General features: G+C 37.8%; 10 protein-coding genes and 1 CRISPR repeat array. Of the genes, 3 read left to right on the top strand and 7 right to left on the bottom strand.

Going from position 1 to position 14,399, the window contains the following annotated elements; all coding sequences use genetic code 11:
* The first annotated feature begins 51 nt into the window (after window positions 1–51).
* Window positions 52–2,345: a CRISPR direct-repeat array (repeat unit 30 nt; unit sequence GTTTCAATCCCTCACAGGTGCGATTCAAAC).
* Between the two features lie 305 nt (window positions 2,346–2,650).
* Complete coding sequence (locus NZ923_10065) at window positions 2,651–3,205, top strand: cyclic nucleotide-binding domain-containing protein (GenBank protein MCS7230362.1); 555 nt, start codon at window positions 2,651–2,653, stop codon at window positions 3,203–3,205.
* Window positions 3,205–3,654 carry a universal stress protein gene (locus NZ923_10070; protein MCS7230363.1) on the top strand — a complete coding sequence of 150 codons (450 nt, stop codon included), beginning with the start codon at window positions 3,205–3,207 and terminating at the stop codon, window positions 3,652–3,654. Before NZ923_10065 ends, NZ923_10070 begins: the two co-directional genes overlap by 1 nt.
* 1 nt (window position 3,655) lies before the next feature.
* Here NZ923_10070 and tpiA read toward each other — a convergent pair whose 3' ends face one another.
* The 3 genes from tpiA to lat form a co-directional block, all read right to left on the bottom strand.
* Window positions 3,656–4,438 carry a triose-phosphate isomerase gene (gene tpiA / locus NZ923_10075; protein MCS7230364.1) on the bottom strand — a complete coding sequence of 261 codons (783 nt, stop codon included), beginning with the start codon at window positions 4,436–4,438 and terminating at the stop codon, window positions 3,656–3,658.
* A gap of 22 nt (window positions 4,439–4,460) precedes the next feature.
* The gene (locus tag NZ923_10080; protein ID MCS7230365.1) at window positions 4,461–7,235 is read right to left on the bottom strand and encodes a vitamin B12-dependent ribonucleotide reductase; all 2,775 of its coding nucleotides are present in this window, start codon (window positions 7,233–7,235) and stop codon (window positions 4,461–4,463) included.
* A 245-nt stretch (window positions 7,236–7,480) separates the two neighbouring features.
* On the bottom strand, window positions 7,481–8,818 hold the full coding sequence (gene lat / locus NZ923_10085) for an L-lysine 6-transaminase (protein MCS7230366.1): 1,338 nt from the start codon (window positions 8,816–8,818) through the stop codon (window positions 7,481–7,483).
* A 223-nt stretch (window positions 8,819–9,041) separates the two neighbouring features.
* Between lat and NZ923_10090 the strand changes: the two genes are divergently transcribed.
* On the top strand, window positions 9,042–9,263 hold the full coding sequence (locus NZ923_10090; GenBank protein MCS7230367.1) for a hypothetical protein: 222 nt from the start codon (window positions 9,042–9,044) through the stop codon (window positions 9,261–9,263).
* 4 nt (window positions 9,264–9,267) lie between these two features.
* Here the strand turns inward: NZ923_10090 and NZ923_10095 are convergent, their stop codons facing one another.
* From NZ923_10095 to NZ923_10110, 4 genes are read right to left on the bottom strand one after another with little or no spacing between them, the layout of a single operon-like run.
* A complete protein-coding gene (locus NZ923_10095) occupies window positions 9,268–10,923 on the bottom strand; it encodes a tetratricopeptide repeat protein (GenBank protein MCS7230368.1) in 1,656 nt (551 codons plus the stop codon).
* A 3-nt stretch (window positions 10,924–10,926) separates the two neighbouring features.
* Window positions 10,927–12,072 carry a nicotinate phosphoribosyltransferase gene (locus NZ923_10100; GenBank protein ID MCS7230369.1) on the bottom strand — a complete coding sequence of 382 codons (1,146 nt, stop codon included), beginning with the start codon at window positions 12,070–12,072 and terminating at the stop codon, window positions 10,927–10,929.
* On the bottom strand, window positions 12,056–13,216 hold the full coding sequence (locus NZ923_10105; GenBank protein MCS7230370.1) for a glycosyltransferase family 4 protein: 1,161 nt from the start codon (window positions 13,214–13,216) through the stop codon (window positions 12,056–12,058). The genes NZ923_10100 and NZ923_10105 overlap by 17 nt, the downstream gene beginning before the upstream one ends.
* The gene (locus NZ923_10110) at window positions 13,213–14,394 is read right to left on the bottom strand and encodes an O-antigen ligase family protein (GenBank protein ID MCS7230371.1); all 1,182 of its coding nucleotides are present in this window, start codon (window positions 14,392–14,394) and stop codon (window positions 13,213–13,215) included. The genes NZ923_10105 and NZ923_10110 overlap by 4 nt, the downstream gene beginning before the upstream one ends.
* Window positions 14,395–14,399: the final 5 nt, after the last annotated feature.

The raw sequence follows: 14,399 nt of genomic DNA on the forward strand, positions 1-14,399 counted from the left end.
AGGTGCGATTCAAACATTTTTTGAAAAATATGTCTATGAAATTTCATTGCCGTTTCAATCCCTCACAGGTGCGATTCGAACGAGGATAAAATGAGTTATTACATCACAAATTATATAAGTTTCAATCCCTCACAGGTGCGATTCAAACTTTTTTAACGATGTTGTAGAAATTTTTTCATACAAAAGTTTCAATCCCTCACAGGTGCGATTCAAACTATTTCAACGATGTAGCGGAAATTTTTTCATACAAAAGTTTCAATCCCTCACAGGTGCGATTCAAACGCAATGTATTTAAACATCGTTGATGGAGAAAAGTTCAGTTTCAATCCCTCACAGGTGCGATTCAAACTTGAGAAGCCTTTAAATTTGAAATTCATATATGAAATGTTTCAATCCCTCACAGGTGCGATTCAAACATTTTTAGTGTGAACTGGCAAGAGGTCGAACTAGAGGTTTCAATCCCTCACAGGTGCGATTCAAACCAAGGAGCCATTCCAGGTGACGTAGCGTTAAAATTAGTTTCAATCCCTCACAGGTGCGATTCAAACGATTTTTGTTAGTAAAAATGGTTTAGCCTTTCCTATGTTTCAATCCCTCACAGGTGCGATTCAAACCCGTATAACATTTATAGTATTGAAAATTATATTCGTGTTTCAATCCCTCACAGGTGCGATTCAAACATCACAAAATTACTTTTACCGTAAACTGGAAATTAATGTTTCAATCCCTCACAGGTGCGATTCAAACAAAGGATAGCTACTTTTACGCTGTTGTTGTAAATTCGTTTCAATCCCTCACAGGTGCGATTCAAACTCCTCCATTTTGTTTTTGTTTGTTTCACTTTAACTTCGTTTCAATCCCTCACAGGTGCGATTCAAACAAAAAATGCTGGTGCAGGGGGGAAAGCACGTCTTCCTGTTTCAATCCCTCACAGGTGCGATTCAAACAGATAAAGGAAGAGACGGGTCTTTCAAGGAGCGAGCGTTTCAATCCCTCACAGGTGCGATTCAAACCAAATTGAATGAGTTAAAGTTTTCAAAGGATAAAGAGTTTCAATCCCTCACAGGTGCGATTCAAACAGTAGTTACCATCTTTTAATTCGGTGCCTCTCAATTGTTTCAATTCCTCACAGGTGCGATTCAAACCTTGTGCTATTTAAATTGCCCCCATTTTCATATGGGTTTCAATCCCTCACAGGTGCGATTCAAACTCATATCCGCTGTATAAGACATAAGCCCCTCATAAATGTTTCAATCCCTCACAGGTGCGATTCAAACAAAGAAAATTTTTGAATCTAGCGTAGGAAGGTTTTTCGGTTTCAATCCCTCACAGGTGCGATTCAAACCAAGGTTAAAATGGACAAAAAATAAAAACAAATAAAAGTTTCAATCCCTCACAGGTGCGATTCAAACCGAAATGTAAAATGAAGTTGTTTTTTAACGATACTATGTTTCAATCCCTCACAGGTGCGATTCAAACTTGACAATTTGCCAAGCCTTGTGGGACAAATGAATTTGTTTCAATCCCTCACAGGTGCGATTCAAACCGCGGAAAAAATATTAGCAGTTTACAACCCAAAAAAGGTTTCAATCCCTCACAGGTGCGATTCAAACATATTGGATAATTGACGATGAGCTGAAAGGGGGCTGTTTCAATCCCTCACAGGTGCGATTCAAACCTGTCTTATATTATTCAAGCTACCTCCCAAAGGGTATCGTTTCAATCCCTCACAGGTGCGATTCAAACTAATTTACGATGTAAAGGAGTTTTGGAGTGAGTGTTTCAATCCCTCACAGGTGCGATTCAAACTGTTTTAAACCTTCAATAACGCCTTTATTTTGTTTGTTTCAATCCCTCACAGGTGCGATTCAAACTGAGTGAGTTTCAAATCAACTTCATCCTTAAATCTCAAGTTTCAATCCCTCACAGGTGCGATTCAAACTAAACGTTTTATTAAACAATGAAATTAAGGTAATTTAGTTTCAATCCCTCACAGGTGCGATTCAAACAAGGTAAAAAAATAAAAAACAAAATGGAGGAATTGCTAGTTTCAATCCCTCACAGGTGCGATTCAAACATGATTTCAATGACAAAACATTATTTGTCCAGCTCGTGTTTCAATCCCTCACAGGTGCGATTCAAACGATTATAGCAAGCATAACTTTCATAAATTTTTAACATGTTTCAATCCCTCACAGGTGCGATTCAAACACGCACTTGGTATAGGAAGAGACAAAATCGAAGTATAGTTTCAATCCCTCACAGGTGCGATTCAAACTATTATAAATGGTATTGAATCTCACGCAGAATATCATGTTTCAATCCCTCACAGGTGCGATTCAAACCCAGGGTAAAACAATACTTCAAACACTGCAAATCACACACTTAAATATAATAAATTCCCAATCAAAAGTCAAGCCCTTTTGTGTTAACTTTTACCCCCAATTTTGCCGAGGATCGGACTGACAAAGTGTCAAGGAAAGTGGCAAAGCGAAATAATTGATTGAAAGACAGTGAGATATTCGGAAAATTTATTGTTAACTTATTCACGCGATTCTCGGCAAACGAAATAACGAATATTGAAAACAAGCGAAAACCATTGACTTTTTCAACTCATTTTATTATCTTAAACCAAAAATCAACCACAACTATGAAAATGAAAGACAATTTCTGGGCCAATATCTTCAAAGGAAAAAAGAAAAAAGATCAGGAGGTTGAAGACATACTAAAAGAAGTTCCCGCCTTCTCACATCTTGACCCGAAAGAAATTTCTCTACTCGCCTCAATCGTCCACAAACGAGAATACAAAAAAGGTGAATTCATATTCTACCAAGGAGATCCAGGTCTTGGAATGTATATCATACAAGATGGCGAGGTCCTAATTCAATACACCGACCCAGATGGGAACAAAAAAGATTTAGCAATTCTAAGCGATGGGGATTTCTTCGGAGAAATAGCACTAATTGATGAATCGCCAAGATCAGCATCTGCAATCTGCAGAACCGACTCTCATATAATTGGCTTCTTTAGACCAGACCTCTTTGAAATAATTGAAAAACATCCAAAACTTGGAATAAAAATCGTCCTTAAACTTGCCGAAATAATCGCCGAACGACTTAGAAGAACAAATCAAGAAGTTGCCCAACTAAAAGCTGAACTTGAATCATTAAAATTGCTGTTGGAAAATAAAAACGCTCAAAAGTAATGACCGAAATAAAAAAAATTCTCGTCCCAATTGACTTTTCGGAACACTCGCTCCAAGCCCTTGAATACGCCAAGCTCTTTGCGGAAAAATTTAACTCTGAGCTTATACTGCTAAATGTAATTGAACCAGTCGTCTTCATACCTGATTTGACCATGGGACAAATTAACATCCCATCAATTGAAAACGAACTTATGCAAAAGTCGGAAGAAAAAATAAATCAGCTCGTCAATGATTTAAAAAATAAATACAATGTCCGAGGTACGGTGAAACTTGGGAAACCTTATGTTGAAATAATTGAGCTCTCAAAGGAAGAGAAAGTTGATCTTATCATCATTGGCTCACACGGTCACACAAGCGTTGAACATCTTCTCTTTGGTAGCACCGCGGAGAAAGTTATCAAAAAATCCACTTGCCCTGTTTTGGTAATAAGACCGCAACTTAAGAAATAAATTAAACTCCCTTCTCAAGCAACGCGCTCTCGCCAGCTTTTATTATCTTCAAAAAAGAATCAACTTTCAAACTTGCTCCACCAACAAGGGCACCGTCAACATCTGGTTGCGAAAGAAGTGAATACGCATTTTCAGGGGTAACGCTACCTCCATATTGTATTGTTAAGTTCTGTGCTACATCTTTGTTAAACAAATCAGATATCAAATCCCTAATAAATTTCTGTGCTTCCTGAGCCTGCTCGGGCGTGGCATTTCTTCCTGTCCCAATCGCCCATACTGGTTCATATGCGATCACAACATCTTTAAGTTGTTCATATGTTAAACCATCAAGAACTCCTTTAACTTGTTTTTCAAGAACTTCAAAGGTTTTTCCTGCTTCTCTTTCCTCAAGTGTTTCACCGACACAAACTATCGGCTTAAGTCCAAATTCAATTGCTCTTTTTACCTTTTTGTTTACAATCTCATCTGTTTCACCAAAATATCTTCTTCGCTCCGAATGTCCCAAAATAACATATTCACATCTAACCGATCTTAACATCTTAGGAGAAATCTCCCCTGTGTATGCGCCTTCAACTTCATAAAACATATTTTGCGCGCCAACTTTTATCTTCGTCTCTTTTAGAAGATCTGCAGTAATCAAAAGGGATGTGAAAGGTGGACAGACGACGACTTCAACATTTAAATTTTGACCGATAAGGTTGTTTTTCAACGGGAGCAAAAAATCAAATGTTTCTTTGATATCTTTGTTCATCTTCCAGTTTCCAGCAATTATCATCTTTCTCATTTTCAGGTTCTATTTGTTTATATTATGAGCATCCGCTTGTTGAGCCACAATTCGGGCAAACATAACAAGATCCTGACCTTTGCATTATGGTTCCACAGCTTGGGCAAGGTGGTGCATCGGATTGGGATTCAAAAATCTGCTTCTCATATTTTTCAATTACCTCGCTCTTAAGTTTTGTCTTGTCTAATTCAGTTGAATAAATTCCATTTAAAATGTCTGCGTAATAATCAACATTGCTTGGCTGTTCATCCGGCGTTAAAAACTTTTTACCGAGCCATCTAAAAATGTAATCAATTATTGATTTCGCAATTGGTATATCAGGATTGTTCGTAAATCCGCTCGGTTCAAATCTCATGTGACTAAATTTATCAACTAATACCTTTAATGGGACTCCATATTGAAGCGCAAGTGAAATAGCTGTCGCAAACGCATCCATCAATCCACTCAAGGTTGAACCTTCCTTGCTCATCGTTATGAAAATTTCCCCTGGGGTTCCTTCTGGATACATACCGACGGTTATATATCCCTCGTGTCCTGCGACGCTAAATTTATGTGTGATTGACTTTCGTTCGTCTGGAAGTCTCCGACGCACAGGTTTAAATTCAATTTTCTTTTCTTCCTCTGTTGTTTTTTTGTCATCAATGCTGGTTGAAAGTGGTTGCGTTCCTTTGCTACCATCACGATAAACAGCGATTGCTTTTATACCCATTTTCCATGCGTCAATGTATAACTGCATTATGTCGTCAACGGTCACATCGCTTGGCATATTTACTGTTTTTGAAATTGCCCCAGATATAAACGGTTGAACAGCTGCCATCATCTTAACATGTCCCATATAGTGGATAAACCTTTGGCCCTTTGCTGGCTTAAATGCACAATCAAACACTGGAAGATGTTCAGGTTTCAAATGCGGTGCGCCCTCAATTGTGTCGTTTTTGTCAATGTAATCAACAATATCTTTTATCTGTTTATCTGTATAGCCAAGTTTCTTAAGTGCAAGCGGGACTGTGTTATTCACAATCTTTAAAAATCCACCGCCGACAAGTTTCTTATACTTAACAAGTGCTATATCTGGCTCAATCCCAGTCGTATCACAATCCATCATAAAGCCGATCGTCCCAGTTGGAGCTATCACCGTCACTTGCGAATTCCTATAACCATATTTTTGTCCAAGTTCGTAAGCTTCTTTCCATACTTTTTTTGCCTCATCATATAGTTCCTCAGGTATCAAATTTTTATCAATTTTATCAACATACGACATATGTTTTCTTATCACGCCAAGCATAGGTTCTCTGTTAAGTTTAAATCCTCTAAACGCTCCCATTTCCTTTGCTATCAAGGCTGATTGCCTATATGCTTCGCCTGTCATAATTGCTGTTATAACTGCAGCATAAGCTCGCGCTGGATCGCTATCATATGGGAGCCCCAAAGACATAAGCAAAGCCCCAAGATTTGCGTAACCTAAACCAAGAGGTCTATAATCGTGGCTGTTTTTTTCTATTGCCTTGGTCGGATAACTTGCGTTATCAACTATGATTTCTTGCGCCGTTATCATAATATCAACTGCATGACGGAAAGCTTTGATATCAAAAGTTCCATCATCATTTCTAAACTTCATCAAATTCAATGATGCGAGGTTGCAAGCTGTGTCATCAAGGAACATAAATTCTGAACAAGGATTGCTTGCGTTTATTCTGCCTGTATTCGGGCATGTGTGCCAATTGTTGATAGTTGTATCATACTGCATTCCTGGATCTCCACAAATCCACGCTGCTTCAGCTATCATTCGCATTATATCTCTTGCTCTATATGTATCGCATATTTCGCCGGTTGTGACATATCTTGTGTGCCATTCTTTATCTTCCAAAACTGCTTTCATAAATTCATCTGTAACTCTGACCGAGTGATTTGCGTTTTGAAATTGCACTGAATCATAAGCTCCTCCTGGGACATTAAATCCTGGATCGTATCCAGCTTTTATTAAAATATGCGCTTTTTTCTCTTCTTCTGCCTTTGTCTTTATAAAATCAATGATATCTGGATGATCAACATTGAGTATGACCATTTTAGCAGCTCTTCTTGTCTTTCCACCGCTTTTTATGACTCCTGCGAACGCATCAAATCCACGCATAAATGAAACAGGACCGCTTGCGATTCCGCCTCCTGAAAGTTTTTCTTTTGATGAGCGAAGTGTTGAAAAGTTCGTTCCAGTGCCAGAGCCATACTTAAAAAGCATCCCTTCAGTTTTAACGAGCTCAAGTATTGATTCCATCGTATCTTGAACTGAATTTATGAAGCAGGCGGAAGCCTGAGGTTTTTCCTCAATTCCAACATTAAACCAAACAGGTGAATTGAAAGAAGCATACTGGTTAACAAGCAAATAAACAAGCTCATTGTAAAAAATATCTGCATCTTCATCGCTTGCAAAATATCCATCTTTTATTCCCCAATTAGTTATCGTCCTTGCAACTCTATCAATCAACTGCTTAACACTGTATTCCCTCTCTGGGGTACCAATTTGACCGTGAAAATACTTTGAGACAACTATGTTAGTTGCAAGCATAGACCATTTTGCTGGAACTTCAACTCCCTTTTGCTCAAAAATAACTTCTCCTCTTTCGTTAGTTATAACCGCATCTCTTTTATCCCATTCAATCTCATCAAATGGATGAACACTCGGCTTTGTAAAAAATCTATTAAACTTTAAACCTTTCGTTGATGCTTTTGAAGAGGACAAAACTTCTTCCCCAAGGGTGTTTGCTTCAACACCCGCTGTTTTTTTCTTAACTTCCTCCATAAATACCTCCCAAATTGTTTTTTAAATTTATATAAAACTCCTACGAGGAGCTTTCGCTATCACAAATTTTAACTGCTGTTGGCTTCAATATAATAATCAAAAACGGAATTGTCAAGTCAAAAACTTAAGAGAAAAACTTTAAATAAATCAACACCCCCCGTTAATCTATTAACAGAGATTCATTTAAAAATTGAAGAATGCCCGCGCCGAAACGCGCGGACGAGGTAGAATTTAAATGTTAAGAACTAATCCCTCAACTCGGTCAATGATTTTCGTATTATCTCAATACCTTCATCAACCTCTTCTTTCGTTATCGTAAGCGGTGGTCTAAATCTTATTGATCTTTCACCACAGCCGATCATAATTGCACCGTTTTCGTAAACTTTCTTCAAGAACTTCTTCCTAAACTCAGCATCTGGCAAATCAAAAGCACACATCAAACCACGACCACGAGCATTTGAAATTATCTCCGGAAATTCAGCTTGTAATTCAACTAACCTATTCAATAAATGCTCTCCGACAACCCTTGCGTTCTCAAGAAGGTTCTCCTCATGTATGACCTCAAGTATCCTTGCAAATCTGACCATGTCGGTCAAATTCCCACCGAATGTTGAATTTATCCTGCTTGAAACATGGAAGACATTGTCCTTCACCTCATCAACTCTCTCGCCGACGAGAATTCCACAAACCTGGGTTTTCTTTCCAAACGAAATTATATCTGGTTTGACGAAATGTTCATGCGCCCACATCTTTCCAGTTAACCCGATGCCAGTTTGAACTTCGTCCATGATATACATAATTTCATTTTCGTCGCATATTTCACGCAAAGCGACCAAAAATTCCTTTCTGAAGTGATTATCTCCACCCTCTGCTTGAATCGGCTCAATTATAAGTGCAGCTATATTGTGACCATACTCTTTTATAGCTTCCTTTATCTGGTTCAGTGCAAGCTTCTCTTCCTCCTCAACTTTCTTGAGATTTTCTTCGTTCAAAGGGAATTTTATCGCTGGATTATGGATGCGAGGCCATTTAAACTTTGGAAAGTATTTATGCTTTATCGGATCAGTGTTTGTAAGCGAAAGAGTATATCCGAGTCGCCCGTGAAATGCATGCCTAAAATGAATTACAACCATCTTTGATTCGTCTTCTACAGATTTGTAAAACCCACGCTCAAGATTTTTCTGCATCTTCCAGTCAAACGCAACTTTTAACGCGTTTTCAACCGCCGGAGCCCCACCCTCTATGAAAAAGGCATACTTAAAATAATTTGGTACTGCGAGATTGAAAAATGTCTCAACGAACTCAGCATACTCAGCTGGATAAATATCAGAAAGCGTTGGCTTATTGATCGCAACAAGTGTAAGTTTTTCAATAAAATCTTTCTCAAGCAGCTTAGGATGATTCATCCCAAGGGCTGAAGACGCAAAAAATGAAAACAAATCAAGATATTTTCTTCCCGTTTTCGCATCAACAAGGTATCTGCCTTGGCTGTTTTTAAGATCCAAAACCATTTCAAATCCATCAGCAAGAATGTGCTTTGAAAGTGTGGTGTGAACCTCGTTGGGGGAAATTCTTATCTTCATCTATCACTTCCTTTTTTGTTATTAACTCACCTTAAATTTAAAAACTCATCCTGTAAAATCAAAAAACGATTCCAGCCAATAAATGCATTTAAAAAATTAATCACCACAGCCATCAACGCCTCGTCCTCCCTAAAATCTGTTTGCGTGAAAAGATTGATTTAAGTCACTTTAAAAATCTTCAGATTTTTGCTAAATTTGTAAAAAAATAAAGGTTAAAAACGAAATGAACGAGCCAAGATATTTATCCGAATACCTTGAGGACATCGTGACGGAAGAAGAAACAAAACCGAAGGCAAAAACAAACGGCAAAATAGATTGGAAATACATCTTGATTCTGCTTTTACCCTTTGGAACTCTTATATTGATTGGATTGATACTTTTCAAAAAACTCTATAGAAAAAACGGAGAGAAATTGGAGTCAGAAAGTAAAAACGGCGCCAGATGAATTTCTAAATCCTCATCTTCGCATAAAATCTAAAAAACCTATAGTTATAAACGCTTGAGCCGTATTTCTCATATTGAGCATAAATCTCAAATCTGAACAGATCAAGCTTTCCGTAAACTCTATAGTTCAAAGAAGTTGGATATTGAGGATTTTTTGCAATTGCTCCGGCAACACCAATCGTAAACCTTTTGAACAAGATTTGCTCAATGTTAACTTCTCCCCAATATGTTGAAAGTTCATTCGGGGTCCAATACGGAATTGAGTTCACATAAATAGAATCAAAATCCTCAAAGGCGTAAAAACCAACAAAAAGCAGCTTGGGATTTTCCCTTGAAACGAACAAGTTGAGATAACTTCCAAATGTTCTCTTTATGTTTCCGTCGGAATAAATTCCGTAGTCAAAAAGAAAGCTTAAACCAAGGGGGCTTAAGATCTGGTTATAAATTGTCACTGTGAAGTTGTCAATTCTGATTTTCCCATCTATCGCTCTGACCCCTTCTCGGTTCTCGCTCCTTCTGTATATAAATTGTGGATAAATTCTATCAAACGCATTCAAACCGAGCGCAAATCGCCAAACTGGGAAATTTTGTGCGCCATATTTAAACCCGCCACCACCAACTTCAAAATAATTTCCACGAGAAAAGTTGTATCTCAAATTAAAACTTCCCCCAAACCCATTGCTTCTCTCGTTAATTCTATCGTCAATGATCTTAACTTGCTCTAAATTGAAACTCAACTCCCAAAATCTATTGATAAAAATCCTCATCTCAAATGGATAGGTCATTCTCGTAAGTTTATTTGTATCTCTAAACCATCTTGCCTCGCCGACGAAATAGCTTGAGTAGTGAGATCTTATTTCATCAAGTATTTTCTTAGCGGTTTGGTTTTCTGGTTCAACTTGGATTAATCTCATCGCATAATTTTTCGCCTCATCCCATTCCCCAGAGTAATAGTGTAGTTGCATTGCAAGATCCAAGGCATCTCTATGTCCGGGATTTTTCCTGAGAAGTTTTTTGAGTTCTTTCTTTGCTTCCTCATTTTTGCTATTCCAAACGAAAAGCTGGCACAAAAGCCAATGATAATTTAAACTATCTGGGAACCTAATTGTAAGTTTTTGGTAAAGCGGGATAGCTTTCAATTGTTGATTGTTCCAAACATATTGCTGCGCAAGATAAGCGATTGTTTCGTAATCTTGTGGATTATGTTCAATAATTTTTTCATATAGTGGAATTGCATCGCTCGGTCTATTGTTCCAGATGTAAAGGTTTGCGAGCGTTCTATAAAAATTAACACTATCTGGATACAACTTGATTAGATTTTCATAAATTTTAATTGCGTCGTTTTGTCTTCCGCTCCATAAATACCATTGTCCAAGGTTCGTGAGTATATCGTGGTCAATGAATCCATTTTTTATGAGAGTTTCATAAACATTGATAGCGCCTTGCAAATTTTCAGTCCAGAGATAAAGTTCAGCAAGGCGTTTTGCAATCCTCAAATCGTTTGGCTCGTTCTTGAAAAGATCGCTGTAAATTTCTACTGCTTTTTTGAGATCTCCGTTTGCGATGTGAAATTCTGCTTGACCAATTCTTTGTGTTTTGCTATTTTGCGCAAAAGTGAAAATGTGTGATATCACAAGCGAGATTAAAAGTAGTTTTTTCACCTTTCAAAGTGTTAAGTTTTTAATTTGCTTTAGAACATATTCCCTTATCTTTGAAGGTTCTGGCGAGCGCTTTAGAATTTTTCCGTTTTCAATTACTTTTTCAAGAAGTGGCTTAAATCCTTTCCTATTGAACTTCTCGTTTGCTGGTAGGATGATTCTCTCACCAGTTTTTTCGTTCACATAAACCTGTTTCTCTCCAGATAATTTTCCGCGCTTTGCTATTGGTTTGCCATCAATTTCAACGATGTCCATTGCGAAGTCAAGCACTGGAGCACTACTTATCGTAGTGCCGACGCCATAAGCATCAGCAACTTCATTCAGCTGTTTTATAATTTCCTCATCAATTCCACCGCTTACGAAAATTTTAACATTTTTAAAACCACGGATATCAAGTTCCCATCTAACTTCCCTCAATATAGCAAGAAAATTTCCTCGTCTTGAGGTTGGAGTGTCAAGGCGAACTCCATAAAGTTTTCCGCCCAAAGCCTCGGCAATACGTATCGCTTCAAATTTTTCATCCGTAAATGTATCAATCAATGCGATCCTTGGAATTTTGGGATCAATTATCTCATCAAATGCTTTAACAGCTTCAAGCGTATCTCCAAACAAGAGTATCATAGCATGTGGCATGGTTCCACTTGCTGGGATTCCAAGCAATTTTGCTCCAATTGGAGTCGCAACACCATCACAACCTCCGATATACGAGCTTCTATCTATCATCGGAGTTATAGCCGGATGCATTCGCCTTGCTCCGAAATGAACGACAATTTTATCTCCCGCTGCAAGCTTGCATCTTGCAGATTTAGTTGCTATTCCCGACGCTTGACAAATTAATCCAAGTATCGCCGTTTCATAAACAGCAAAATCAAGATACATTCCTTCAATCGTCATCACTGGTTCGTTTGTTCTGAAAACCGTTCCTTCCGGCATTGCTTTAACAGTGACAGGTAAGCCCTCAAGAAGCGTTAAAACCTCATCAAGCCCCACGAAAACTCCCCACTGATAATTTGAAGGGAATTTTTTAACAACAAATTCAACTTTGACATACCTGTTTATCCCTTTCGCTTTGAGGACATTTATCGCTCTTTCAAAATATACATCTGTCACTTTGCCCGCCTTTATATCTTCAGGGCTAACTATATTGAACATCGCTTACCTCCGTTTGTTTTGCTTCGGTAAGATTGAAGTATAAATTTTCAATCTCGCTTATGTATTTTTCAAAGCTAAATTTCTCACGCGCAGTTTCTCTTGCTTTTTTCCCGAGCTGTTTAGCCAACTCTTGGTTGTTTATCAAAAATTTTATCTTTTCAGCCAGATCTTGATAGTTCCCTTTTTCAAAAAATAATCCATTTTCACCATCTGAAATTATGTCCAAAAATCCTGCGCTTTTTGTTGCAACGACCGGCAATTCCGTTGCCATTGCTTCAACAAGCGAAAGGCCGAAGGCTTCTGCATGCGATGGCGCAACGAAAATATCCACACCGCATAAAATATCATTAATATCCCTTCTAAATCCAGTCCATACCGTTTTGTCTTCAATGCCCAACTCTTTTTCAAGCTCTTGCAACTTCTTTGCATAGTTAAGCTCGCCAACCGTCGGTTCGCCAACAATTAACAACTTAACATTTTTAATTTCCTCGCTTAAAATTTTGAATGCCTTGAACAAATCCTCGTGTCCTTTCCCGGGACTGAAACGGCTGACAATACCAATTACAACTTCATCTTTAAAACCAAACTCTTTCCTTATCTTCTCGCGTCTATCTTCTCTAAATTTAAACTTATCAACATCAATTCCAAGATGAATTATTCTGACTTTCTCTTTTCCAACCGGCAGATTTTTCAAAAATCCGTTTGCGACATCTCTTGAAGGTGCTATCACAAATTTGATCTTTTTATAAATAAATCGGTGAAACAAATCTTTTTTATTGCTTCCGATGCCGATTTGCGGTTCAAAGATGGCGTTGATATTTTTCCCAAGCCAGAAGCTTACAAGCGAGATGAGTTTAACATCGTGCGAACGAAATATGTGGACGACATCAAAGTTTCTTCGTTTCAGGACATCGCATAATTTCCTAAAGTTTTCAAAAAATCCACTGCCCAATTCAATGATATTTATCTGACTTCCGTTTTCACTCTGGGATTTCCTTATCTCTTGATATAATCTACCTTCGTAATTGCAAGCGATGCTAACATTATATCCTTTTTCGGACATTTTTCTTGCGAGCCGTAAAATGTTCATCTCAAGCCCGCCCCAGCTGACAGCTGATGTGACATAGAGTAGTTCAAGGCTCATTTCACTGTGCTGAATATTTTATTTATGGAGTAAACAATTCCAACCACAAACCAAAAAATTGTCATAATTTCAGCATCTCCAAAGTTCCATTCAAACATTCCACTTACATGAAAAGCGACAAAGATCCCAAGCCCAGATAACAGAAAATCTCTTATCACAGGATAAGCCGAAAGGTTCTTATAAAAGATAAACATATCAATCAACATTCTTATAAAAAGCCCGATTATAAAAGCAAAGCCGACAATGCCGAACAAAACAAGCCACATGACAAAATTATTATGAAGATGCCCATGTCTTTCACTTGCTGGAGGATTCGGTCTAAATTTAATGTAAACCTTGTAAAGGTCAATATCCCCGTAACCAAGTAAAGGTTTTTGCAAAAACATCTTAAATCCAGTTTTCCACATCATATACCTTGCAACAGTTGTCTCCGAACCTAAAACTTCAGAAACATGCGCGTATCTATATTTCAGCGGGAAAAATAAATAAAAAACAACCACAAGAAAGACCCAGCCCGGGAAAAAGTATCTATACCTCAAAATAACAATCAAAAACAGCCCAGCGATGAATCCAAGCCAAGCGCTTCTTACAAATGTAAGAAGAAATGTAAGATATGTTGGAGCCATGACGAGAAGTATAATTGCTCTTCTCCTAAAGCTTATTTCTCTGTCAAGATAAAGCGGAAATAGAAGAAGCAAAGTTATCATCTTCAACTCGCCCGCCGTCATAAATGCTTGAAAAACACCAACCCATAAGATATCAAGCCGAAAATAATAAACTACAAGCTCTACAACTGAAGCAATTGCCGATACAACACCAATTGCGAAGATCGTATTGTAAATTCGTTCAACATCTTTGAGCGTGAATATCGCCATATAAAAAACTGCAATCAAAAGCACACGCCTAGATTGAAAAAATGCCTCCGCTTTATAATCAGAAAAGAGAGCACTTAAAATTTCAACCAAAACGAAAGCAAAAAAGAATAAATCAAGGTTTGTCTTAAGACCTTTGATCTCATCACGATTCAAAAGCATCCTCAAAACGAAAAGCAATCCAGCAATAGCAAACGAAATTGAAGATACCCCGATTGAGAAAAAAACGCTTATAACTTGAAGCACGAGAAAGATGTAAATCAAAACTTCGTAATTTTTTGACAAAACAAATTCTTTTAGATTCAATTTTG

The sequence above is a fragment of the Candidatus Kryptonium sp. genome (assembly GCA_025060635.1).
Classification (GTDB): domain Bacteria; phylum Bacteroidota; class Ignavibacteria; order Kryptoniales; family Kryptoniaceae; genus Kryptonium.

Excerpts from the sequence above, each read along its gene's own strand:
- NZ923_10065 (MCS7230362.1), top strand. The coding sequence starts at position 2,651 with ATGAAAATGAAAGACAATTTCTGGGCCAATATCTTCAAAGGAAAAAAG.
- lat (MCS7230366.1), bottom strand. The coding sequence starts at position 8,818 with ATGAAGATAAGAATTTCCCCCAACGAGGTTCACACCACACTTTCAAAG.
- NZ923_10090 (MCS7230367.1), top strand. The coding sequence starts at position 9,042 with ATGAACGAGCCAAGATATTTATCCGAATACCTTGAGGACATCGTGACG.
- NZ923_10100 (MCS7230369.1), bottom strand. The coding sequence starts at position 12,072 with ATGTTCAATATAGTTAGCCCTGAAGATATAAAGGCGGGCAAAGTGACA.
- NZ923_10070 (MCS7230363.1), top strand. The coding sequence starts at position 3,205 with ATGACCGAAATAAAAAAAATTCTCGTCCCAATTGACTTTTCGGAACAC.
- tpiA (MCS7230364.1), bottom strand. The coding sequence starts at position 4,438 with ATGAGAAAGATGATAATTGCTGGAAACTGGAAGATGAACAAAGATATC.
- NZ923_10080 (MCS7230365.1), bottom strand. The coding sequence starts at position 7,235 with ATGGAGGAAGTTAAGAAAAAAACAGCGGGTGTTGAAGCAAACACCCTT.
- NZ923_10105 (MCS7230370.1), bottom strand. The coding sequence starts at position 13,216 with ATGAGCCTTGAACTACTCTATGTCACATCAGCTGTCAGCTGGGGCGGG.